At 59.5% G+C, this 22,336-nt stretch carries 18 protein-coding genes; 10 read left to right on the forward strand and 8 right to left on the reverse strand.

The features are described 5' to 3' along the window. The first annotated feature begins 14 nt into the window (after window positions 1-14). The 3 genes from KHA73_RS00095 to KHA73_RS00105 are packed head-to-tail and all read left to right on the forward strand — an operon-like array spanning window position 15 to window position 2,006. Window positions 15-704, forward strand: coding sequence for a hypothetical protein (locus KHA73_RS00095; RefSeq protein WP_234587266.1), 690 nt, complete (start codon window positions 15-17; stop codon window positions 702-704). After that, on the forward strand, window positions 704-1,282 hold the full coding sequence (locus KHA73_RS00100) for a hypothetical protein (protein ID WP_234587268.1): 579 nt from the start codon (window positions 704-706) through the stop codon (window positions 1,280-1,282). Before KHA73_RS00095 ends, KHA73_RS00100 begins: the two co-directional genes overlap by 1 nt. Before the next feature lie 22 nt (window positions 1,283-1,304). Beyond that, entirely contained in the window at window positions 1,305-2,006 is a 702-nt protein-coding gene (locus tag KHA73_RS00105; protein ID WP_234587269.1) for a DUF2461 domain-containing protein, read from the forward strand. A gap of 12 nt (window positions 2,007-2,018) precedes the next feature. Here the strand turns inward: KHA73_RS00105 and ilvY are convergent, their stop codons facing one another. Next, on the reverse strand, window positions 2,019-2,909 hold the full coding sequence (ilvY, locus tag KHA73_RS00110) for an HTH-type transcriptional activator IlvY (RefSeq protein WP_234591157.1): 891 nt from the start codon (window positions 2,907-2,909) through the stop codon (window positions 2,019-2,021). A 169-nt stretch (window positions 2,910-3,078) separates the two neighbouring features. On the opposite strand from ilvY, the gene ilvC reads away from it, so the two are divergent. Continuing rightward, window positions 3,079-4,554, forward strand: a complete 1,476-nt coding sequence (ilvC, locus tag KHA73_RS00115) for a ketol-acid reductoisomerase (RefSeq protein WP_234587270.1) — start codon at window positions 3,079-3,081, stop codon at window positions 4,552-4,554. Window positions 4,555-4,608: 54 nt separating this feature from the next. Here ilvC and KHA73_RS00120 read toward each other — a convergent pair whose 3' ends face one another. After that, a complete protein-coding gene (locus KHA73_RS00120; protein WP_234587272.1) occupies window positions 4,609-5,541 on the reverse strand; it encodes a 2-dehydro-3-deoxygluconokinase in 933 nt (310 codons plus the stop codon). 326 nt (window positions 5,542-5,867) lie between these two features. On the opposite strand from KHA73_RS00120, the gene KHA73_RS00125 reads away from it, so the two are divergent. Then, complete coding sequence (locus KHA73_RS00125) at window positions 5,868-7,907, forward strand: AsmA family protein (protein ID WP_234587273.1); 2,040 nt, start codon at window positions 5,868-5,870, stop codon at window positions 7,905-7,907. On the opposite strand, the gene KHA73_RS00130 is transcribed toward KHA73_RS00125, so the two are convergent. Beyond that, on the reverse strand, window positions 7,908-8,675 hold the full coding sequence (locus tag KHA73_RS00130) for a CDP-diacylglycerol diphosphatase (RefSeq protein WP_234587275.1): 768 nt from the start codon (window positions 8,673-8,675) through the stop codon (window positions 7,908-7,910). 102 nt (window positions 8,676-8,777) lie between these two features. Next, a complete protein-coding gene (locus tag KHA73_RS00135; protein ID WP_234587276.1) occupies window positions 8,778-10,100 on the reverse strand; it encodes an MFS transporter in 1,323 nt (440 codons plus the stop codon). A 144-nt stretch (window positions 10,101-10,244) separates the two neighbouring features. On the opposite strand from KHA73_RS00135, the gene KHA73_RS24530 reads away from it, so the two are divergent. Further along, a complete protein-coding gene (locus KHA73_RS24530) occupies window positions 10,245-10,370 on the forward strand; it encodes a hypothetical protein (protein WP_261082691.1) in 126 nt (41 codons plus the stop codon). A 58-nt stretch (window positions 10,371-10,428) separates the two neighbouring features. Here the strand turns inward: KHA73_RS24530 and yhjD are convergent, their stop codons facing one another. After that, window positions 10,429-11,448, reverse strand: a complete 1,020-nt coding sequence (yhjD, locus tag KHA73_RS00140; RefSeq protein ID WP_234587278.1) for an inner membrane protein YhjD — start codon at window positions 11,446-11,448, stop codon at window positions 10,429-10,431. A 337-nt stretch (window positions 11,449-11,785) separates the two neighbouring features. Between yhjD and KHA73_RS00145 the strand changes: the two genes are divergently transcribed. Continuing rightward, window positions 11,786-12,652 (forward strand): crotonase/enoyl-CoA hydratase family protein, encoded by an 867-nt coding sequence (locus KHA73_RS00145; RefSeq protein WP_234587279.1) that lies wholly within the window; start codon window positions 11,786-11,788, stop codon window positions 12,650-12,652. Between the two features lie 3 nt (window positions 12,653-12,655). Here the strand turns inward: KHA73_RS00145 and pdeR are convergent, their stop codons facing one another. Further along, the gene (gene pdeR / locus KHA73_RS00150) at window positions 12,656-14,653 is read right to left on the reverse strand and encodes a cyclic di-GMP phosphodiesterase (RefSeq protein WP_234587281.1); all 1,998 of its coding nucleotides are present in this window, start codon (window positions 14,651-14,653) and stop codon (window positions 12,656-12,658) included. A 525-nt stretch (window positions 14,654-15,178) separates the two neighbouring features. Between pdeR and spy the strand changes: the two genes are divergently transcribed. After that, on the forward strand, window positions 15,179-15,670 hold the full coding sequence (gene spy, locus KHA73_RS00155; protein ID WP_234587282.1) for an ATP-independent periplasmic protein-refolding chaperone Spy: 492 nt from the start codon (window positions 15,179-15,181) through the stop codon (window positions 15,668-15,670). A gap of 114 nt (window positions 15,671-15,784) precedes the next feature. On the opposite strand, the gene KHA73_RS00160 is transcribed toward spy, so the two are convergent. After that, window positions 15,785-16,621 carry a phosphoenolpyruvate hydrolase family protein gene (locus tag KHA73_RS00160; protein ID WP_234587284.1) on the reverse strand — a complete coding sequence of 279 codons (837 nt, stop codon included), beginning with the start codon at window positions 16,619-16,621 and terminating at the stop codon, window positions 15,785-15,787. Between the two features lie 12 nt (window positions 16,622-16,633). Next, window positions 16,634-17,848, reverse strand: coding sequence for a Tm-1-like ATP-binding domain-containing protein (locus KHA73_RS00165; RefSeq protein WP_234587286.1), 1,215 nt, complete (start codon window positions 17,846-17,848; stop codon window positions 16,634-16,636). Window positions 17,849-18,172: 324 nt separating this feature from the next. On the opposite strand from KHA73_RS00165, the gene KHA73_RS00170 reads away from it, so the two are divergent. Together KHA73_RS00170 and KHA73_RS00175 are read left to right on the forward strand one after the other, a co-directional pair. Further along, window positions 18,173-18,766 carry a TetR/AcrR family transcriptional regulator gene (locus tag KHA73_RS00170; RefSeq protein WP_234587287.1) on the forward strand — a complete coding sequence of 198 codons (594 nt, stop codon included), beginning with the start codon at window positions 18,173-18,175 and terminating at the stop codon, window positions 18,764-18,766. Between the two features lie 535 nt (window positions 18,767-19,301). Then, window positions 19,302-22,313 carry an autotransporter serine protease gene (locus KHA73_RS00175; RefSeq protein ID WP_234587289.1) on the forward strand — a complete coding sequence of 1,004 codons (3,012 nt, stop codon included), beginning with the start codon at window positions 19,302-19,304 and terminating at the stop codon, window positions 22,311-22,313. The last annotated feature ends 23 nt before the right edge of the window (window positions 22,314-22,336 follow it).

A 22,336-nucleotide genomic window follows, 5' to 3' on the forward strand; every position in this document is an offset into this window, starting at 1 on the left:
CGGCGACCAACACGATGTCCGAAGCTTTGATCAAACCGAGTGTCAGTAAAGAATTGGCTTCGGCGGCGCTTTCTTGCGGTACGCTGCTGGTTTCCGTTTTTTTACTGGCATCGGGGAGTGTCGCCGTGCCCTTTACCGGCGGTACAAGTTCAGCCATTGCCTATTTAGGCTATGCCGGAATGGCAGCAGGTGCTCTGCAGTGCGGCAATGGCCTGTATCGCGTGAATAAGCTTTATGATGGGAAGGGCGACGAGCTTGCTCAGCTGGATTCAGAGCAGTGGTACATTGCTACCAGCACCATACTCGACGTCATCTCTTTGGCCAGTGCTGGAGCTGCATTGAAAGAAGCGGCTATGACCTACCGCGCGATGCGCAGAGTCTCGGCGCGTAAGGCGGCGGAATGGTTGAAAAGCTTGCCGCGCAGTGAAAGGAAACGGCTGACTGAAAATATCATTCGGGCGGAAAATCCGGGAATTACCAATCAGGTATTAAAGCAGATGGTTAAGACGGGTTTGTACCCAAAACGTTATCCGACGGAAGCCATCCAGAACGGGCTTCGTCAGCAGTTGAAGTCGGCGTTGAATAATTCTATGGCGTTTGTGGGCAGCGGTATTAGCGGTACTTTGTCTTCGCCCGTCAATGTAAAAACTACGGGGCAGTATTTTGTTGGGGTCATGCAGAAATTACCGCAGATGGTGAGGTGATGGCAGACTGGATTATTAACCGCCTGATATCTCAAGGGCGAGAAATGGAACATCAGGTATCTACGCGCGATCATGCCGTCTTTGCCGGTGTAGATAAGCAATTGGAGCAGCATTTTCTCACGCCAGGGCAACGTTTATCACCGCCTGGAGTGGGGAATGTGATGCTGCTGATGATTTGCCTGACGCTGGGGGTGGCAGGAACGATGGGGCTATTGGCCGATGTGGCCTTTTCCGTTGGCGGCAGGGCTTCCGCCACTACGCTGATGGGCAGCGGCGCGCTCATGGCCGTCTGGATGACGCTGATCCTGTTTCAACTGGTACAGGGTAAAAACAGTGGGGTGATATTGCTGAAATATTATCTTGCCATGCTGGGTTTATTGCTGGTGGGCGCACTGGCTGGCTGGGCTGCAAATGTTACCGGCATTGCCAACGGTGTGATGTTGCTCTGTGCCGGTATTGGCGGGTTTTTTTTCAGTAATCGGACGATATTTTATCTGTACGTTGCCTATTTCAGGACGCGCCGGCGCGTTTATCTAAAGCGTCGTTGGCAGATAGAAGGCATGCGTAACCCCCGATAAAGACACTGCTATGGGAAAGAATATGACACAACCATTCACCGGCTTTAGCCAGCAGGGTTTGAATTTCCTGCAGCAGGTGCGGATTGAAAACGATAAAGAGTGGTTCGAGGCCCATCGCGGCGTTTACGATCGGGAACTGCTGACGCCGTTCCGTGCGCTGGTGGAACAGCTTGCGCCGGCCATGCTGGCGATTGACCCGCAGTTCGAGACCCGGCCGGCGATCGGCAAAACGCTGTCGCGCATTCACCGCGATACGCGCTTTTCCCACGATAAGTCGCGCTACCGCAGCCGCATGTGGCTGACGTTCAAGCGGCCGAGCAAGGACTGGAAGGATGCGCCGGTGTATTTCTTCGAGCTGGGGCCGGACATGCTGCGGTACGGGCTGGGTTACTACAGCGCCAACAAGCCGACCATGGATCTGTTTCGCCATACGCTGAAGCACCGGCCGCAACGGTTCCTGGAGGCGGCGGCCTGCTGCCGGCCGCCGTTCGAGCTGGTGGGGGAAAGCTACAAGCGCCCGCTGGTGAAAGAGCAGGCGGCGGAGATCGCCACCTGGTATAACCGCAAATCCTTTGCCGTGATGGCCACCGATCCTCAGGTGGAAAAGCTGTTCAGCGCCGGGCTGGCCCAGACGCTGGCTCAGAGCTTCCTGCAGCTGGAGCCGCTCTACCACTGGCTGATGCAGGTGGAAGCGATGAAGCAGATCGACCCGGCGGATCTCTAAATCCCCACCTCGCTACCTGGGGTGCAGCAAACGCCAGAATGCGTCGATCAGCGGATCGCTGAGGCGTTTTTTCTGCACGCAAACGCCCAGCTCGAACGGCTCGACCATCGAGATGTTTTCCAGCTGCGAAATGCGGTTGCGCACCGGTTCCGGGCTGTTGTCCACCACTACGCTCGGGATCAGCGCAATGCCGCAGCCCAGCGCCACCATCGAGACGATGGCTTCATGGCCGCCGACGGTGGCGTAAATCAGCGGATTGCTGATGCGCTGGCGGCGGAACCACAGCTCGATGCGTTTTCGCGAAGGCCCGTGCTCCGGCAGGATAAAGGGAATATCGGCCCAGTCGGGCTTCTCGGCAAACGCTTGGGTGCGCACCGCGCAGGGCAGCGCCGGGGCGATCAGCACCAGCGGAATTTCGCCGATTTTGGTGAACGCCACGCTGGCGGGCAGCGTCTCCGGCCGGCCGGCGATGCCGAGGTCGGCCTCGTTGGACTGCACTTTATCGACCGCGTCGGCGGCGTCGCCGGTGGTCAGCTTGATTTCCACCAGCGGATGCTGCGCGCGGAAACGGTCGAGGATCGGCGGCAGGTGGCTGTAGGCGGCGGTGACCGAACAGAACAGCCGCAGCTCGCCGCTCAGCGAAGGGCCGTGCTGGCCGAGCGAATGCTTCAGCTGCTGGTACTGCAGCAGCGTTTGCTGGGCAAAATCCTTCAGCTGTTCGCCGGCGTCGGTGAGCTGCACGGTGCGGTTATCGCGTAAAAACAGCGGCTGCCCGAGGATCTCTTCCAGCCGCTGGATCTGGCGGGAAAGCGTCGACGGGCTGACGTGCATCGCCTTGGCGGTGCGGCCAAAGTGATGGCTTTCAGCAAGATGGAGGAACAGCTTTAAATCACGCAAATCCATATCGGTACGCTCGCAGTGAGAGTGTTGCATAAATTGCAATGTCACGTTCGTAATATATCAATTTAAGCAACGCATTTCCTGTTATACATTGAGTTTAACGAATCTCCGCACAGACAGGGCGGGGAATGAAAATAACAAGCAAGACACAACATCTAACTGGAGTACCACCATGGCTAACTATTTCAACACATTGAACCTGCGTCAGCAGTTGGCGCAATTGGGTAAATGCCGCTTTATGGCGCGCGACGAATTTGCTGATGAAGCAGGCTACCTGAAAGGCAAAAAAGTGGTGATTGTCGGCTGTGGCGCACAGGGTCTGAACCAGGGCCTGAACATGCGCGATTCGGGTCTGGACGTCGCTTACGCCCTGCGTAAGGAAGCCATCGACGAGAAGCGCGCCTCATGGCGTAAAGCGACTGAAAACGGTTTTAAAGTGGGCACTTACGAAGAGCTGATCCCGCAGGCGGACCTGGTGGTCAACCTGACGCCGGACAAACAGCACTCATCCGTAGTGCGCGCAGTGCAGCCGCTGATGAAAGACGGCGCGGCGCTGGGCTACTCCCACGGCTTCAACATCGTTGAAGTGGGCGAGCAGGTGCGTAAAGACATCACCGTCGTGATGGTGGCGCCGAAATGCCCGGGCACCGAAGTGCGTGAAGAATACAAGCGCGGTTTCGGCGTGCCGACCCTGATTGCGGTTCACCCGGAAAACGATCCGAAGGGCGAAGGCATGGCGATCGCCAAGGCCTGGGCTGCGGCGACCGGCGGCCACCGTGCCGGCGTGCTGGAGTCTTCCTTCGTCGCTGAAGTTAAATCCGACCTGATGGGCGAACAAACCATCCTGTGCGGCATGCTGCAGGCGGGCTCGCTGCTGTGCTTCGACAAACTGGTGGCCGATGGCGCCGAGCCGGCCTATGCAGAGAAACTGATTCAGTTCGGCTGGGAAACCATCACCGAAGCGCTGAAGCAGGGCGGCATAACCCTGATGATGGATCGCCTGTCAAACCCTGCCAAGCTGCGCGCCTATGCGCTGTCTGAGCAGTTGAAAGGGATCATGGCGCCGCTGTTCCAGAAACACATGGACGACATTATCTCCGGCGCCTTCTCCAGCGGCATGATGGCCGACTGGGCCGAAGACGACGTGAAGCTGCTGACCTGGCGTGAAGAGACCGGCCAAACCGCGTTCGAGAACGCGCCGCAGTTCGAAGGCAAAATCAGCGAGCAGGAATACTTCGACCACGGCGTGCTGATGGTGGCGATGGTGAAAGCGGGCGTTGAGCTGGCGTTCGAAACCATGGTAGACGCCGGCATCATCGAAGAATCGGCCTACTACGAATCACTGCACGAGCTGCCGCTGATCGCCAACACCATTGCGCGCAAGCGTCTGTACGAAATGAACGTGGTGATCTCCGACACCGCCGAGTACGGCAACTACCTGTTTGCCAACGCTGCGGTGCCGTTGCTGAAAGAGTTCATGACCACCCTGCAGGCGGGTGATCTGGGTAAATCCGTTGCCGGCACCGCGGTAGACAACGCGCAGCTGCGTGACGTCAACGAAGCGGTGCGCAATCACCCAATCGAATCCGTTGGCCGCAAACTGCGTGGCTACATGACCGACATGAAACGCATCGCCGTCGCGGGCTAATCGCCGCACAGCGCAAAAAAGCCGGCATCGCTGCCGGCTTTTTTATTAGGCGGATCATTCCGGCATTGCCGCCAGCGGGATAATGGCGCCGCGATATTGGATCACCGTGCTGGCGGTCAGATGGCCGCGCCGGGCGGCCTGTACCGCATCGCCGCCGCGCAGGCGCACCGCCAGATAGCCGGCGCTGAACGAGTCCCCGGCGGCGGTGGTATCCACCACTTTGTCTTTCGGCAGCGCGATCGCCGGCACCTCATGTTGCTCCCCCTCTGCGCTGAACACCAGGCAGGCCTCCGCGCCGCGTTTGATCACGATTTCGCCCACGCCGAACTCGCGCGTGCGGCTGACTATCTGCTCCACCGGCTGCCGGCCCCACAGCAGGTCCTCGTCATCCAGCGTCAGGAAGGCGATATCGGTGCAGGCCAGCACTTCTGCGTAGGCCCGCTGTGTCTCCTCGCGGCTTTGCCACAGGCGCGGCCGGTAGTTGTTATCGAAAATCACCTTGCCGCCGTTGGCGCGGCACTGGCGCAGCAGCGCCAGCAGCCTCGCCCGGCTGTCCGGGTTGAGGATCGCCACGCTGATGCCGCTGAGGTACAGATAATCGAACTGCGCCAGCCGCGCACACAGGTTGTCCGCCTGCGGCCCTTCGAGCCAATAGCGGGCGGCAGCGTCGTTGCGCCAGTAGTAGAAGGTGCGCTCGCCTGCGGCGTCAGTTTCGATCACGTACAGCCCCGGCAGCTTATTCTCCAACTGCTGGATCAGATCGGTTTTGACGTTTTCACGCCGCCAGGCCTGCAGCATTTCTTCGCTGAAGCTGTCGGTGCCCAGGGCGGTGACGTAATGCACCTGCAGCGCCTGTTCCGGCAGCTGGCGGGCGAGGTAGACGGCGGTATTCAGGGTATCGCCGCCAAAGCCGCGGCTGAGGTCTGCGCCCTTTTGCGACAGTTCAATCATGCATTCGCCGATCACGGCAAGGTTCTGGCTGGTCATCGTCAACGTGCCCTGGCTGAAAGAAAGTAAAAAGTAAACAGGTTCAGTCTCAACGCAAGGGGCGGGGGAGTCAATATAAATAAAACGCCGTTTTATTTTATTATGATCGCGATCGGCAAACCTCAGACTTTAAAGATTTGCTCAGGGCTATTGCCTTTCCCACCCGGCGCGTTGTGAAGCGCGGCATCACCTGCCGATGCCGTTCGCCGCACCCGCCGCCCGATCCCGAAGCGTGAACTCTGGCCCATCCTCGGCTAGGCTTAATAACAGCTGCTTATCAATCTATCCTTACCCGGCAGCGGGTTATCGCGCATAGGGACGCCGTTATGACAAGAACAGGAAAAGCTTTCGGCTGGGTTGGCGGCATTTTGCTGCTGCTGGTCGCCGCACTGGCGATTTTCATCATGACCTTCGACTGGAATAGGCTTAAGCCGGCCCTCAATGACAAGGTGTCGGCCGAGCTGCAGCGCCGCTTCGAGATCCGCGGCGATCTGGGCGTCGACTGGACGCGCAACAAGGACGAGGGCGGCTGGCGCGCCTGGGTGCCCTGGCCGCATATCCACGCCGAAGACGTCTGGCTGGGCAACCCGCCAAATATTCCCGGCGACAGCATGGTGACGCTGAAACGCGTCGACGCCAGCATTGCGCCGCTGGCGCTGCTGGGCAAGGAAGTGCTGATCCCGCGCATCTGGTTGCAACAGCCGCAGGCCTCGCTGCTGCGGCTGGCCAACGGCGACAATAACTGGACCTTTAACCTGGCGAACGGTCAGGATGCCAAGCAGCCGCCGTCGGCCTGGTCGGTCAATATTCATGACATCGTGTTCGATCGCGGGCAGATAGCGTTCAAAGACGCCACCCTGAAGGCGGACTTCCGCGCCACTGTCGATCCGCTCGGCAAGCCGCTGCCGTTCAGCGAAGTCACCGGCAAACGCGACGGAAACAAGGCCGTCACGCCCGATTATGTCTTTGGCTGGCAGGTGAAGGGCAAATACAACGGCGAACCCTTGGCCGGCAGCGGCAAGATTGGCGGCATGCTGTCGCTGCAGAACGCCGATCTGCCTTTCCCACTGCAGGCCGACGTGCGCTCCGGTTCCACGCGGGTGGCGGTGGCCGGCACCCTGTCCGATCCGCTGAACCTGGGCGGGCTGGATCTGCAGCTTAAATTTTCCGGCGCCAGCCTGAGCAACCTGTATGGGCTGACCGGCGTGCTGCTGCCGAATACGCCGCCGTACGCCACCGACGGCCATCTGATCGCCCGGCTGCATGAGAAAGGCGGCGCGGTGTTTCAGTACCGGAAATTCGCCGGCAAAATCGGCGACAGCGATATTCACGGCGATCTGAAGTACGTCGCCAGCAAGCCGCGGCCGAAGCTGAGCGGCGAAGTGGCATCGAAACAGCTGCGTTTGGCCGATCTGGCGCCGTTGATCGGCGCGGACTCCAACGCCGCCAAAGCCGGCCGTGGCGAAAAGAGCCGCCAGCCGGCCGACAAGGTGTTGCCGGTGGAGACGTTTGACACCAAGAGCTGGGGCGTGATGGATGCGGACGTCAAATTCACCGCCAACCGTATCGAACGCGGCAGTTCGCTGCCGCTGAGCGATCTTTACACCCATTTGCAGCTGGATAACGGCTCGCTGCTGTTGGATCCGCTGCGGTTCGGCGTGGCGGGCGGCAATTTGAACTCGACCGTGCGGCTGGACGGCGGCAAAAGCCCGATGCAGGGCCGGGTGGACATGCATGCGCGCAAGTTCCAGCTCAAGCAGCTGCTGCCGAACGTGGAATCGATGAAGCGCAGCCTGGGGCAGCTGAACGGCGACGCCAGGTTGACCGGCAGCGGCAATTCGGTGGCCGAGCTGCTGGCGACCAGCAGCGGTGACCTGCGGCTGTTGATCAATAACGGCGTGATCAGCCGCAGCCTGATGGAAATTCTTGGCCTGAACGTCGGCAACTATCTGGTGGCGCAGCTGTTTGGCGATGACGTGGTGGGCATCAACTGCGCGGCGGCGGACGTCGGCATCCGCAACGGCGTCGCCGCGCCGCGGCTGTTCGTCTTCGACACCGAGAACGCCATTATCAACATCACCGGCAACACCAATTTCGCCACCGAACGGCTGGACTTGTCCATCGATCCGGAAAGCAAGGGCATGCGCGTGCTGACCCTGCGTTCACCGCTGTACGTAAAAGGCACCTTCAAGCACCCGGATGCCGGGGTGAAGGCCGGCCCGCTGATCGCCCGCGGAGCGGCGGCGGTGGCGCTGGGGGTGGTGCTGACCCCGGCGGCGGCGCTGCTGGCGCTGGTTTCGCCGAGCGACGGCGCCGAGGAGAACCAGTGCGGCCAGATCCTGCAGGAAATGAAGAAGAAAAAATAATCAGGCGCGCGGCGGTGGGGTGAGCAACCGGCAGTCGTGATCCTGCAGCTCCTCCGCCGAGGCCAGAGTGAAAGGTAGCAGGCTGCGTTCGGTGGCCAGCAGCAGAAAATCGCCGCCCGGTAGCGCGGTCATCGCCAACCCGAAGCTGCCCATGCGCCCCTCGGCGCGCGCAATGCCCTGTGCCAGCAGGCGAAAGGCGCCCTGCCGCTCCAGCTCGGCAGGCGTCACCCGCCGCGCCAGATAGTCATGGCCCAGCAGGCCGCCAGGCAGCGGTTGCCACTGTTCGGTAAACGCCGGCCCGATCTGCGCCAGGCGGTTTTTCACCGCCGGCAGCAGGCAGGAGATATGAACGTGCAGCTGGTTTTGCGTGCGGCCGTATTCCGAGTTAATCGCCAGCGAAATATCGGCGTCGTCGATCGCCTTGCCGTAGCGATCCGCCATAAAGTGGCGGGCCTGCCAGGCCTGGGCAAAGAAATTCGGCGTGGCGGCGTCCAGCACCGCCGGGCTTTCAATGCCTGTGATTTTGGCGCTCGGCATCAGCAGATACTGCAGCGGCCCGTTGCGGTCTTTAAACACCACGAAACCGTCCGGCAGCGCCACCTGCGCGCAGGGCGCCGGATTGCCGTTCGCCTGCTGGTTGGGCAGGCACTGCCGGCTGACGATGCGCCACAGCGCATCCGGATGGGAAGGCTTCAGCCAAAAATAGAGCGCGGCGGCGACCACCGCCAGCAGCGTAACGCACAATAGCAATCCACGGCGTACAGACATCAGCAAATCCCGATACGGAGAGAAGCTCTCAGCTTAGTCGGCTTTTATGACAGGAGACACACATCGCGTGCGGCCCCCCGCAACAGGGGGCCGCCGGAGGGATTACAGCGACTGGTGGCGGGTTTCTTTCATCAGCAGCAGGGCGATCAGCGTCAGGCTGGCCATGGCTGCCAGATACATGCCGACGTAGAACAGCCCGTAGTGGGTCGCCAGCCAGGTGGCGATATAAGGCGCCACCGACGCGCCGAGAATCGACGCCACGTTGTAGGAGAAAGAAGCGCCGGTATAGCGCACTTCGGTCGGGAACAGCTCCGGCAGCAGCGCGCCCATCGGCCCGAAGGTCAGGCCCATGATGCTCAGCCCGCACAACAGGAAGCCCATCACCAACGCCTGGTTGCCGGAACCGAGCATGCTCGGGAACAGGAAGGCGAAGCCAATCATCAGCAGGGTAATGACGATCATGGTTTTGCGGCGGCCGAAGGCGTCCGCCAGCAGGCCGGCGATCGGCACCATCACGCCGAAACCGATCACCGCCACCATCAGCATCCACAGGAAGCTGTTGCGCGAGTAGCCCAGGCCCAGCGGCTGCGGCGTGGTGCCGTAGGTCATCGAATACACCGTCATCAGGTAGAACAGCGTATAGGTCGCCAGCATGATGAAGGTGCCGAGGATCGTGGCCTTCAGGTGCTTGCTCAGCAGGGTGCCGAGCGGGATTTTCACCTGCTTGCCTGCCTTGGCGACCTTGGCGAACACCGGGGTCTCATGCAGCGATACCCGCACGTACAGGCCGATCAGCACCAGCGCGGCGGAGAGAATGAAGGGCACGCGCCAGCCCCATTCCATAAATTGCCGGTCGGTCAGCAGCCACGACAGCAGCAGGAAGGTGCCGTTGGCGAAGAAGAAGCCGATAGGTGCGCCCAGCTGCGGGAACGAGCCGTACAGCGCGCGCTTTTTGGCCGGCGCGTTTTCGGTCGCCAGCAGCGCCGCGCCGCCCCATTCGCCGCCCAACCCCAACCCTTGGCCAAAGCGCGCCAGCGCCAGCAGGATAGGAGCAAAGATGCCGATGGTTTCATAGCTCGGCAGCAGGCCGATCAGTACAGTAGAAATCCCCATGGTCAACAGCGAGGCGACCAGCGTCACCTTGCGCCCGACGCGATCGCCGAAGTGGCCGAACAGCGCTGAGCCTATCGGCCGTGCGACGAAGGCGACCGCGAAGGTGGCCAGCGACTGCAGCGTGGCGGTGGTCGGATCGCCCTGCGGGAAGAAAATATGCGGGAAAACGATCACCGCCGCAGTGGCGTAGATATAGAAATCGAAGAACTCGATGGCGGTGCCGACCAGAGAGGCGACAATCACTTTTCCGCGCGAGTTTACCGGTGTTGACGCGTCTTCGGCGTCGAGAGGCGTTGCGATGGAGGCTTGCATAATGTTTCTTATATTTTGAATTTGTAAAAATCCATCTTAGTCACAGCAAAATGCCTTTTCAATGATGAAACTTTGCACAATGCGGCGATTAAGCGGTTAAAAAGATTAATGTTTTATCGGTGTGGTATCTTGCAGATTTAAACGTTGGAAAATGAACGCCAAGCAGATGGAATAGCTGTAAAAGCCGGAAAGAAAAGTTATCTGGCAGTTTGTTATGCTGGTTTTGCCGATGGGGTGGCGCTGGTTTTGGAGTTATGCGCTGGTTTTTAGCCTAAAAGCCAAAATAAAATGCCGGCCACGATGGCGTGACCGGCATGATTGCGTTGCTTCAGGGCGCCGGCTGCTGTTGCTCCGGCAGGGTTTTATCCTCTTTATACTGCGCGGTGGCGATCCAGGCGGCGCAAAACAGCGTCAGCCGGGCGAAGAAGTAGAAGAAGGCCATCAGCCCAATCACCGAACCGAAGGCGGCGCCCGAGGGCGATTTCGCCACCTGCGGCAAGGTCATGGTCATCACGAACTTGATCACTTCGAAGCCGATGGCGGCCAGCAGCGTGCCGCGCAGCAGCGCTTTTTTCTTCGGCTTGTGGCGCGGCAGCATCCAGAAGATCCACAGGAACAGCAGGTAGTTGGCGAAAATGGAGATCGACAGCGCAATCAGCGTCATCGCCGGCCGCAGCCATTCGATGCCGTCCAGCCCCAGGGCCTTAACGATCGCCGCCTGCGCCGAACCGGCGATTGAGGTCAGCGACAGCGTGACGATCAGCGCCACCACCAGGCCGGTCAGCGAGATAAAGTCGCGGGTGTACTTGAAGTAGATTTTCTCCTGGTCCTGCGGGTTGCGTTCCCAGACGTCGCGCGACTGGGCGCGGATCGCTTCACGCAGGTTGCCCATCCAGCTGATGCCCGAATACAGCGCCAGCGCCAGCCCGGTCAGCCCAACGGTGGTGCGCTGCTGAATGGCGGTATTGACGGTATTCTTCAGCGTGCCGGCCAACGTCGGATCGCTGATGCTGCCGACCATCTTGTTGATCAGGCTGGCCAATAGATCGGGGTTGGACGCCAGCACAAATCCCACTGCGGCGAACGACACCATCAGAATGGGGATCAGCGACAGGAAGGAGAAATAGGTGATGGCCGCGCCGAACTGGCTGCCCAGGCGATCGTTAAAACGTTCGGTGGCGCGCAGCAAATGCGCAATGCTCGGCCAGGCTTTGATGCGTTCCACCAGGCGTGAAAAACCGGAGATGCGGCGGTCGATTTTCTCATGACCGGTTTTGATGGCGATAAGCGGCTTGGGCTGCGGTTCCTGCGGCGGCTGACGGCGTTCTTTATCTGATCCAATAGGCATTACTTCACGATTTCCTTAACGATAAATAGCATGTCTCACATGTGATTATAGCCAAAACGCCCGGCGATTTGGCCGCCGGTGCGGCGAACGACGATTTCCGAGCTTAGCCTGTTAACCCCGGGCATGAAATGCCGCGCATGGCCGATAGGTAAAATTCTTATGTCGGCCCAGTGCCGGCGCGGTTTATTTCATTTACTCGCCGCCAATTTTTATCCGTTTCATCACTCAGAAAGCGTTTACTCATGGAGTGGCGCTGAGGTTTACCGATCACAGCGCCGCTGCAGCCGTAGGGGCTGGAACGGTTTCACTGTCATCACCAGATAAAACGGAAGGTCATATGAAATTACTTAATCACCCCACCTGTCGCCCCTTTACCGAAGCGGGCCATTTGTCGCAGATCTCCGCCTACTATGAGGAGGAACGGCACATCATGTGGATGCTGCTGCGTGCCGAACCTCGTCCGTGCTTCAATCAGGCGCTGATTGAAGACATCATGACGTTGGCGCAGGCGGCGAAAGCGTCATCGCTGCAGTTCGACTTCTGGGTCACGGGTTCGCTGGTGCCGAACATGTTCAACGTCGGCGGCGATTTGCAGTTCTTTGCCGAGGCGATCAAAAACCGCCGGCGCGAGGCGATGATGGCCTACGCCCGCGCCTGCATCGATTGCGTGCACGCGGCGGCGCGCGGCTTCGATACCGGGGCGGTGAGCATTGCGATGGTCGAGGGCAGCGCGCTGGGCGGCGGCTTCGAGGCGGCGCTGGCCCACCACTTTGTGCTGGCGCAAAACAATGCGCGCATGGGCTTTCCGGAAATTGCCTTCAACCTGTTCCCCGGCATGGGCGGTTATTCGTTGGTGGCGCGCAAGGGCGGCATGCGGCTGGCGGAGGAGCTGATTTGGGGCGGCGAGTCACACACTGCCGAATGGTTTGAAAGCCGTGGGCTGGTGGATCGGCTGTTTCAGCCCGGCGACGCCTATGTAGCCACCCGCACTTTTATCGATACTATCCGACCCAAGCTGAACGGCATGCGCGCCATGTTGCGCGCACGCCAGCGCGTTTTGCAGCTGACGCGCTCCGAGCTGATGGACATCACCGAAGACTGGGTGCATTCCGCGTTTACCATCGAGGAAAAGGACCGTGCCTACATTGAGCGGCTGGTCATGTTGCAGGATCGCCATACGCTTAACCTGCGGCGCGCCGGCTAGGGCTTACGCGCCCGCCGGCGGGTGCGGGCGATAACAACGCAGCCAATGCTCCAGCTGCGCCGGGGGCATTGGCCGCGCAAACAGAAAGCCCTGCTTTTCGTCCACGCCCACTTCGTCGAGGAAGCGGTTTTCGCTTTCGGTCTCTACGCCTTCGGCGATGACCCGAAACTCAAGCGCCTCCGCCGCCGCGACGATGGCGCGCACCAGCGATTGCGACACCGGATTGTCATTCACCCCGTGCACGAAGCTTTTATCCAGCTTAATGGCGTCCAGCGGAATGCGCGCCAGCTGGGCCAGCGAAGAATAGCCGGTGCCGAAGTCATCGAGATGTACCTGAGCGCCCAGCTCGCGCAGCCGGGCGATCAGCGCGCGTGCGCGCGTTTCGTCCTCGATCAGGCTGCTTTCCGTCAGCTCGAAGTCCAGCCGGCAAGGCGCCATATGATGCTGTTGCTGGATGTTGATCAGCGCCTTGACGACGCTGTCATCGGCCAGCTGCCGGGCGGAGAGATTCACCGCCACCCGCAGGTTCAGGCCTTGCATCTGCCATTGCGCCGCCTGTTTGGCGGCGGTTTGCAGCACCCACTGGCCGAGCGGGCCTATCAACCCGGATTCCTCGGCGTACGAGATAAACTGCAGCGGCGGGATCAGCCCACGCTCCGGCGAGTCCCAGCGCAGCAGGGCTTCTACGCTGTGCACCTCGCCGCTGCGCGTGTCGATTTTGGGCTGGTAATAAACCACCAGTTGGTTTTGCTCCAGCCCTTTGCGCAGGTTGGTGTCCAGCCACATGTATTCGGCGACGCGTCTGTTCATTTCCGGCGAGAACAGGGCAAAAGTGCGTTTGCCGTGCTCCTTGGCGACGTACATGGCGGTATCGGCGCTGCGGATCAGGCTGTCGAGATCCTGGCCGTGTTCCGGGCACAGCGCGATGCCGATCGAGCAGCCGGTATAAACCTCAATCAGGCCGATGCGGAAGGGGGTTTTCAGCCGATCGATAATACGCTGGGCCAGGGTTTGCAGCATGTTGCGGTCGGCCTGCTGCACCAGCACCAGAAATTCGTCGCCGCCGAGCCGGGCCAGCACCTGATCCGGGGTCAGGCAGCTGAGGATCGCCAGCGACACCTCCACCAACAGGCGGTCGCCGAACATATGGCCGTAGGCGTCGTTCACCTTTTTGAAGTTGTCGAGATCGAGATATACCAGCCCGATGTTGCTGTCTCCGCGCGCGGTGATGGCCTGGGTGATTTTATCCTGAATGGCGTTGCGGTTGGGCAGGCCGGTAATGATGTCGGTATTGGCCAGCACCCGCAACCGCTCCTGCGCGCGCCGCTCTTCGGTAATATCGGTGCCGGAGCAAATCAGGAACACCTCGTTTTTGCCGCTGCCGCTGTGCACAAACTTGTTGCGAAACAAGAACAACCGCTCGCCTTTCACCGTTTTGATCCAGCGTTCCACCTCGTAGGAGGCGCCGTTGCGGAAAAAGCCGGCGATATTGCGCCTGGAGGCCGCCGCCTCTTTGGGGTTCATAAACAGCTGAAAAACATTCTTGCCGATCACGTCATGTTCACGCAGGCCGGTATATTCCTCGCTCAGGCGGTTGAAGCGCTGAATGCGGCCGTGTTGGTCGACGATCACGATCACCGAGTTGGCTTCCGAGACCACCTGTTCGGCAAAGGACAGCCCGTGCACCAGATCGCGCGCCACCGATTTGGTATCGCTGAATGCCGAGGCGGTACCGGCCCATTCCAGCTTATTGATGCGCCGGCCCACCAGATGCAGATGTATCGGCTCACCGGCCAGCATAATGCTGAGATCGAGGCTGGCGGTCACGCCGCTCAGTCGGCGGATTTTTGCCGCCTGCATGGCGCTGAGCGCCACCGCCGCATGGGCCTTCCCCCTGACGGCGGACAGTTCCAGAGCATTGCTGTCAAACGCCAGACGCCAATAGGGGCTGCTGGTGCCGAAATGGGCGTTAAGGAGCATGGGGCCTTGGTCTGCGAACATGATGTTTCCTCAAAAGAGCACGGGCAACCGGCCTTCTCGCTGAGTGCGGCGGCGGATTGATGGCCCGGTAGTGGCCGCAGTGCGCGTATCTCCATCATATAACACGTTTTTCATCGGCTGGCATGGGTGAAACTATTATGTATGCAATAATTAGGGTTGTTCTGTAATGGCTGCTTTGACGCCGGCAAGCTTAAAGTGTAGAAAGAGAAACCCTTCCTGTGTACGGTTTGACAGCCGTTGACGAAAGGTTGTCATGCATGGGAGTAAATTATAGTGGCGGCTGCGTCGGGCTAAAATAACCCCATAGAGTGGAATTTAATTTCTTCAGGTAATCAAGATTTCCACTGGGTAAACATTATCTCCACAATTTTCTCATAATTGGCGAATAAACCTGTTGTGGGTTTTAAAAAGTTTACACTGCCTCGCATTACTTGAAGTTTATCAGCCTATTATTATCTCCGACGACCGAATGAGCCTGTTAATCGACAGCGCTCCTGATGAAGAATAATTTTTAAGGAAATGATTATGCGTAAATTGACCGCTTTATTTGTCGCTTCCACTCTGGCATTGGGTTCAGCTTCCATGGCCTTCGCGGCGGACACCACAGCGGCCCCGGCTGCGGACAGCGCGCCGATGAAGATGATGCATCACAAAGGTGAAGGCAAGGGCGGCCCGTTTGCCGGCCTGAATCTGACCGAACAGCAGCGCCAACAAATGCGTGACATCATGAAAGAGTCGCATCAAAAACGCGGCCCGGGCATGAAAGAAGATCGTCAGGCGCTGCATAACCTGGTCGCTTCCGACAGCTTCGACGAAGCGAAAGCGAAAACGCAAATTGACGCCATCAGCAAAGCGCAGTCCGAACGTATGCTGGAACGCGCCAAAGCGGAAAATAAGATGTATAACCTGCTGACCCCTGAGCAGAAAAAACAATACAATGAGAATTATCAGAAACGCGAGCAAAAAATGATGGACCACATGAATAAGATGAAGTCGCAAATGGCGACCGAGCAATAATATATTCCTCGTGGTAAAAAAAGGGCCGGATTAATAATCCGGCCCTTTTGCTTATCTCACAACATTTCCCGTTAAATAACGGGTTTCCCCTGATGTTGTGCGCGAGTAAAACGTTTATCGGCCCTTGGCGATATTTTTGAATCGGCGGGTTGTCTCGGTCAAAGCCACCTCTGTGGGCAGGCGCTCCATGGAGCTGGCGCCGTAGAAGCCGTCAACCAGAGGACAATGCTGCAGAATATAAGCGGCATCTTCCGGCGTGGCTATCGGGCCGCCGTGGCACAGTACGATCACGTCTTCACGCACCCGTTTCGCCGCTTGCGCCCATTCGTTAATCGGCGAAACGCAGTCCGCCAGCGTGAACGCCGTTTCCGCGCCGATATTGCCGCCGGTGGTCAGCCCCATGTGCGGTACGATGATATCCGCGCCGGCTTGCGTCATGGCGATGGCATCCTGTGCGCTGAACACGTAAGGCGTGGTCAACAGATCCTTTTCATGCGCCAAGCGGATCATATCGACTTCCAGCGCATAGCCCATGCCGGTTTCTTCCAGATTCGCGCGGAAGTTGCCGTCAATCAGACCCACCGTCGGGAAGTTTTGGACGCCGGAAAATCCGACCGCCTTGATGTCGTCTAAGAACTTATCAAACTGGCAAAACGGGTCCGTGCCGTTCACTCCGGCTAACACCGGGGTATGTTTGACGATCGGCAGCACTTCTTTCGCCATGTCCATCACGATTTCGTTTGCGTTGCCGTAAGCCAGCAAACCCGCCAGGGATCCCCTGCCAGCCATGCGGTAGCGGCCCGAGTTATAGATAACGATAAGATCGATGCCGCCTGCTTCTTCGCACTTTGCGGAAAGCCCGGTGCCGGCGCCGCCGCCAATAATAGGTTCATGGCGGGCGATCATCTCTCTGAACTTAGCCAGCAGTTCCTGACGAGTCGGTTTGGTCATTGTGCGCTCCAATCAATAATTCGAGATCTCCCTGAACTGTTGCACGGCAAGGTCGGCAAAGCGGGGATCGTTGATGTGATAAGGGGTTTTGACCAGGCCACGTTTATTCGTGATCTGTAAGGTCTCTTCCAGTGCATTGACGAAGGCTTTCCGCGCCTCGGGATCCCAAAATGCCTGCCCCGGCGCATCAAGTGCAGAGAAGCCTCCTTCGGGAACCAGGAATCGGACGGGGCCTTCACAAGCATTAAGTTTTTCGCCTATCCAACGGCCCATACGGGCGTTTTCTTCCGGGGTGGTGCGCATGAGCGTGACCTGGGCGTTGTGCTGATAGAACAGGCGCTCGGCGTAACGGCCGGGTACGGAGTCAGGATGAGAAAAATTAACCATATCCAGTGCGCCGCAGGACATCACACAAGGGATACCTGTGCGGGCAATTGCGCCAAATCGGTCTTCGGTGCAGGCAAGTACGCCGCCAAACAAATGATCGCAGACTTCGGTGGTGGTCAGATCCAGCACGCCGTCCAACAAGCGGTTATCAATAAGTTTTTCCATCGCCCGGCCACCGCTGCCGGTTGCGTGGAACACCAGACAATCCCACCGATCTTCAATTTCTGCCGTGACCGCCTGGATACAAGGGGTGGTGACGCCAAACATCGTGAGGCCGATGGCCGGTTTATCGTCGGCATTGACCTGGCTGGCAAAGTGCACGGCGCCTGCAATCTGGTGCGCCGCGTTGCCCAGCACGGTGCGGGAAATGCGGTTCAGCCCGGCAACGTCGGTGACGGAATACATCATGCTGATGTCGCTGGCGCCGACATAACCGGAAACGTCGCCGGAAGCCATGGTCGACACCATCAGTTTGGGCAGGCCGATAGGCAGTTGCTGCATTGCAGGCGTGATCAACGCAGTGCCGCCGGAGCCACCCAGCCCGAGCAAGGCGGCGACATCGCGCCGAGACAGCATAAAGCGTTCGAACGCGACGGCCATGGCGGCAATGGCTTTGCCCCGATCGTTGCAAAATACGGCGCTTTCCCCTTCTGGGTGATAACGAGCAACGGTAGCGGCTGAAATGTCGGCCTGGTAGGACGTCGGCGCTTGCTGAGTTGAGAGATCGATAGTTAGCGAAGGCAACCCGGTGTCGGTAATCAGCCCATGAACATAAGCCAATTCCCGCCCTTTTGTATCCGCCGTGGTTGCAATATAAATGACTGCCTGCTGGTCGTTCATTAGCCGGTTCCTGAATATAGGTTAGGATGACCGCCACGCGATATTATAATTATCTATATTTTAATGGGTTACTAAATTTGAATCCCTGGTGTTGACTAAGATTGCCGGGCGTAGTCGGTTGATTCCTCATCATAATGAGACGGTAGTATCATTTATGCAAGCGCTAATTGATATGAAATGAGACCTCAATCTCATTTTGGCGCGATAAAAGGAATGGCGGCCCTCTATGCTACGTGGCGCCGAGGTGGGCAAGTTTGCTAAAGTGGATTTTATTCGTTGTAACATGCATTTCAGCAAGCATGATTTTGGTAAAGAGAGGCTGCTGTGCCATTAACCGTACCCGACAGTTTGACTCATACTCGAGCCAGAACGCGTAAATTGCTGCTTGCTAGCGCAATGGAGCTATTCGACGGTGGCGCTTTCCCTTCGATCACTGAGCTGGCCCAGCACGCGCAGGTATCACGGGCGACAGCCTATCGTTATTTCCCGACGCAGAGCGCGCTGATCACCGCCGTGGTGGCTGAAAGCCTGGGGCCGATTTTGGAGTGGCGGCCAAAAGATGACAATGCGCAAGCGCGGATCCTCCAATTGCTCAGTTTTGCCTATCCGCAGATGGAGCAGCATGAGGGCGCGCTGCGAGCGGCGCTGCAACTTTCTCTGCAGCAGTGGGCTGAAGCGCGATCCAGCGCCAATAAACCCAGCGAGCGTTTGGTGCGCGGCAATCGCAAGCGGTTGCTGATGCTGGCAGCCGAACCCTTGCAGGATAAACTGCCGCCTGATGCGCTGCAGCGGGTGATTCATTCTTTCTCGCTGATTTACGGTTCGGAAGTGTTCCTGGTGTTGAAAGACATCTGGGGGCTCGAACTTGACGGCATTCAGGACGTGACGCAATGGATGGCCAAGGCCATTATTCGGTAGGCCGAAGAGGATGCGATGGACCGCAAAAAAACATCAGCAGGATAATCCATTTTTTGCCGAGTGCGGCGGCAAAACTCAGCATATTTCACTGAGTTAATATTGGGAAAAGTTATAATTAAAAGTGATAAAAAGAGTCTTGAAAGCAATTTCAAATCGGCCGCAGAGAGAAATTCACTGCGGCCTTTTTTGTTATTATCTCCATATTTTTCATTCAATTATATTTAACCTCCAGACCGCCCGAAATACGCCTTTCCTGAAAAGTAAACCATCGTTGATGCTTATCGATTTAGCCTGATTTTCTCGTCTCTGGTTTTCCTTCCGCCGTCTGTCGCCCCATTGACCCATTAGGCGCACTTCAGATTGTTGTGCTTTATTTATTTGGTGTTACCAAACTGTTACACAAAAAAACCAATAAAACATTTGCAAACAACAATGGACGGTATCTGGGATGGAAAATAGACGTAGAGGAGTCAAGCCTGTTCAGGCGGCTTTCGGCCGGCCTGAAGTCGGGGTTCATCGCGCGCGCTGGAGCGCCATGTTGTTATGTCTGACAACCCTCGGTGGCGCACAGGCCGCAACCTATATAGAGAACGGTAAAGCGGGCGATCCGGCCAGCTGGCGCAGCAGCGAATTCAACGCCGAGTGGGGGCTGGGGGCGATCCATGCCGATCAGGCCTATGCCGCCGGTTATACCGGAAAAGGCGTGAAACTTGGCATTTTCGATCAGCCGGTTTATGCCAAACACCCCGAGTTCGTCGGCGATGGCAAAGTGATCAACCTGGTTACCGAAGGCACCCGCGAATACACCGATCCCTATATTCCGGTGAAAAAAGGCGATCATTTCATCTATGACGGTACGCCCAGCGCCGACTCCAGCGGCAAGTTAGGTTCGCACGGCACCCACGTCGGCGGCATCGCCGCCGGCAGCCGCGACGGTGGCGCCATGCACGGCGTGGCGTTCAACGCCCAGATAATCAGTGCCGAGAACGGCGACCCCGGCCCGGAAGACGGCATTATCCTCGGCAATGACGGCGCGGTGTATAAGGCCGGCTGGGATGCCCTGGTCGCCAGCGGCGCGCGCATCATCAACAACAGCTGGGGTATCGGCATTACCGAGAAGTTCGACGAGGGAGGTTACGATCCGGCCTACCCGCACTTTACGGTGGACGACGCGCAAAAGCAGTTCGATCAGATCAAACTGATCCTCGGCACCAAGCCGGGCGGCGCCTATCAGGGCGCCATTGACGCCGCGCGCAGCGGTGTGGTCACCATCTTCGCCGCCGGCAACGACGGTAACCTGAACAACCCGGACGCCATGGCCGGCCTGGCCTATTTCGTGCCGGAAATTGCCCCGAACTGGCTGTCGGTCGCCAGCCTGCAGGATCCGAACAATATCGGCGATTACAGCATCAGCACCTTCTCTTCCCGCTGCGGTTACACCGCCAGTTTCTGCGTCGCGGCGCCGGGCAGCAAAATTTACAGCTCGGTGATCGCAGGCACCAGCGTGGATAACCTCACTTCCGGCTATGCCAATAAAAGCGGCACCTCAATGGCGGCGCCACACGTGGCCGGCAGCATTGCGGTGCTGATGGAACGCTTCCCTTACCTGAACGGCGCACAGGTGGCGGAAGTGTTGAAAACCACCGCTACCGACATGGGCGCGCCGGGCATCGATGCGCTGTACGGCTGGGGGATGATCAACCTGGGCAAGGCGATTAACGGCCCGGGCATGTTGGTTACCGAACAGGATATTCCCGAAGAGTTTCGCGTCAGCGGCGCCTACGGCTCGGAACAGTTCGTTGTGGACCTGCCGGGCATCGGCGCGGTGCTGGATAAAGGCCAACCGACCGAGCGCGTCTGTGACGATATTCACTGCGGGCTGGACGTCTGGAGCAACGATATCTCCGGCCACGGCGGCCTGACCAAGCAGGGCATCGGCACCCTGGTGCTGACCGGCGCCAACACCTATTCCGGCCCGACCCAGGTCGACGCCGGCCTGCTGGCGGTCAACGGCTCGGTGGCGTCGGACGTCAGCGTGCAGGGCAGCGGCATCCTCGGCGGTTCCGGCAGCGTCGGCTCGCTGGCGGTCCATCGCGGCGGCACGGTGGCGCCGGGCAACTCGATAGGCACCCTCAGCGTGGCCAACAACCTCAGCTTCGAGCCGGGTTCGCGCTACGCGGTGGAAGTGGGGCCGAACGGCCAGAGCGATCGGATCGTCACCGGCGGATCGGCGACGATCGGCGGCGGCGAGGTGGCGGTCTCGCTGGAGAACAGCGGCAACCTGCTGTCGCAAAGCGAGGCGCGCAGCCTGCTGGGCCAGCAGTACAACATCCTGAGCGCCCGGCAGGGGGTGAGCGGGCGGTTTGACGCGGTGGCGCCGAACTATCTGTTCCTCGGCACCGGCCTGAGCTACCGGCCGAACCAGGTGACGCTGAGCGTCGGGCGCAACGACACCGCCTTCGCCAGCGTGGCGCAGACGCAGAACGAGCGCGCGGTGGCGGCGGCGGCGGATGCGCTGGCGGCGGGCAACCCGGTGTACGAGAGCATTTTGAACAGCGGCACGGCGGGTGAGGCGCGGCAGGCGTTCCGTCAGCTGTCGGGGCAGATCCATGCGGACATCGCCTCGGCGCTGGTGAACGACAGCCGCTACCTGCGCGAGGCGCTGAACGGGCGGCTGCGGCAGGCGGCAGGGCTGGCGGCGTCGTCGGAGATCAAGGCGGACGAGGGCGGTGCCTGGGCGCAGCTGCTGGGCGCCTGGGACCATGCGTCGGGTGACGCCAACGCGACGGGGTATCAGGCCTCGACCTACGGTGTGCTGCTGGGGCTGGATTCGGCGCTGGCGGACGACTGGCGGCTGGGGGTGGCGACGGGGTACACCCGCACGTCGCTGGACGGCGGCTACGGCTCGGACGCGGACAGCGACAACTACCACCTGGCGACGTACGGCGGCAGGCAGTTCGGGGCGCTGGCGCTGCGGGGCGGGGCCAGCTACACCTGGCATCGCATCGACACCGCGCGCTCGGTGAACTACGGCCTGCAGTCGGACCGTGAGACGGCGAAGTACGGCGCGCGCACCGAGCAGGCGTTCGTGGAAGCGGGCTACAGCGTGCCGGCGGGCGGGGTGAACCTGGAGCCGTTCGCCAACCTGGCGTACATCAACTTCAAGAACAACGGCATCGCGGAAGACGGCGGCGCGGCGGCGCTGCACGGCGACAAGCAGCACACCGAGGCGACGGTGTCGACGCTGGGGCTGCGTGCGGACACTCAATGGCAGGCGGGGAAAAGCACCGAGGTGGCGCTGCGCAGCGAACTGGGCTGGCAGCATCAGTACGGCGAGCGGGAGCGGGGCACCGGGCTGCGGTTCAACGGCGGCAACGCGCCGTTCGTGGTGAACAGCGTGCCGGTATCGCGCGACGGAATGGTGCTGAAGGCGGGCGTGGAGGTGGCGGTGGAGCAGAACGCCACGCTGTCGCTGGGCTATGGCGGGCTGCTGTCGCAGAACCACCAGGACAACAGCGTCAACGCCGGGTTCGTCTGGCGCTTCTGATAGCAACAAACCAATGGATAAAC

The organism is Serratia entomophila (assembly GCF_021462285.1).
Lineage (GTDB): Bacteria > Pseudomonadota > Gammaproteobacteria > Enterobacterales > Enterobacteriaceae > Serratia > Serratia entomophila.

Coding starts and splice junctions, on each gene's coding strand:
- KHA73_RS00095 (WP_234587266.1), top strand. CDS start 15: ATGTCCGAAGCTTTGATCAAACCGAGTGTCAGTAAAGAATTGGCTTCG.
- KHA73_RS00100 (WP_234587268.1), top strand. CDS start 704: ATGGCAGACTGGATTATTAACCGCCTGATATCTCAAGGGCGAGAAATG.
- KHA73_RS00105 (WP_234587269.1), top strand. CDS start 1,305: ATGACACAACCATTCACCGGCTTTAGCCAGCAGGGTTTGAATTTCCTG.
- ilvY (WP_234591157.1), bottom strand. CDS start 2,909: ATGGATTTGCGTGATTTAAAGCTGTTCCTCCATCTTGCTGAAAGCCAT.
- ilvC (WP_234587270.1), top strand. CDS start 3,079: ATGGCTAACTATTTCAACACATTGAACCTGCGTCAGCAGTTGGCGCAA.
- KHA73_RS00120 (WP_234587272.1), bottom strand. CDS start 5,541: ATGACCAGCCAGAACCTTGCCGTGATCGGCGAATGCATGATTGAACTG.
- KHA73_RS00125 (WP_234587273.1), top strand. CDS start 5,868: ATGACAAGAACAGGAAAAGCTTTCGGCTGGGTTGGCGGCATTTTGCTG.
- KHA73_RS00130 (WP_234587275.1), bottom strand. CDS start 8,675: ATGTCTGTACGCCGTGGATTGCTATTGTGCGTTACGCTGCTGGCGGTG.
- KHA73_RS00135 (WP_234587276.1), bottom strand. CDS start 10,100: ATGCAAGCCTCCATCGCAACGCCTCTCGACGCCGAAGACGCGTCAACA.
- yhjD (WP_234587278.1), bottom strand. CDS start 11,448: ATGCCTATTGGATCAGATAAAGAACGCCGTCAGCCGCCGCAGGAACCG.
- KHA73_RS00145 (WP_234587279.1), top strand. CDS start 11,786: ATGAAATTACTTAATCACCCCACCTGTCGCCCCTTTACCGAAGCGGGC.
- pdeR (WP_234587281.1), bottom strand. CDS start 14,653: ATGTTCGCAGACCAAGGCCCCATGCTCCTTAACGCCCATTTCGGCACC.
- spy (WP_234587282.1), top strand. CDS start 15,179: ATGCGTAAATTGACCGCTTTATTTGTCGCTTCCACTCTGGCATTGGGT.
- KHA73_RS00160 (WP_234587284.1), bottom strand. CDS start 16,621: ATGACCAAACCGACTCGTCAGGAACTGCTGGCTAAGTTCAGAGAGATG.
- KHA73_RS00165 (WP_234587286.1), bottom strand. CDS start 17,848: ATGAACGACCAGCAGGCAGTCATTTATATTGCAACCACGGCGGATACA.
- KHA73_RS00175 (WP_234587289.1), top strand. CDS start 19,302: ATGTTGTTATGTCTGACAACCCTCGGTGGCGCACAGGCCGCAACCTAT.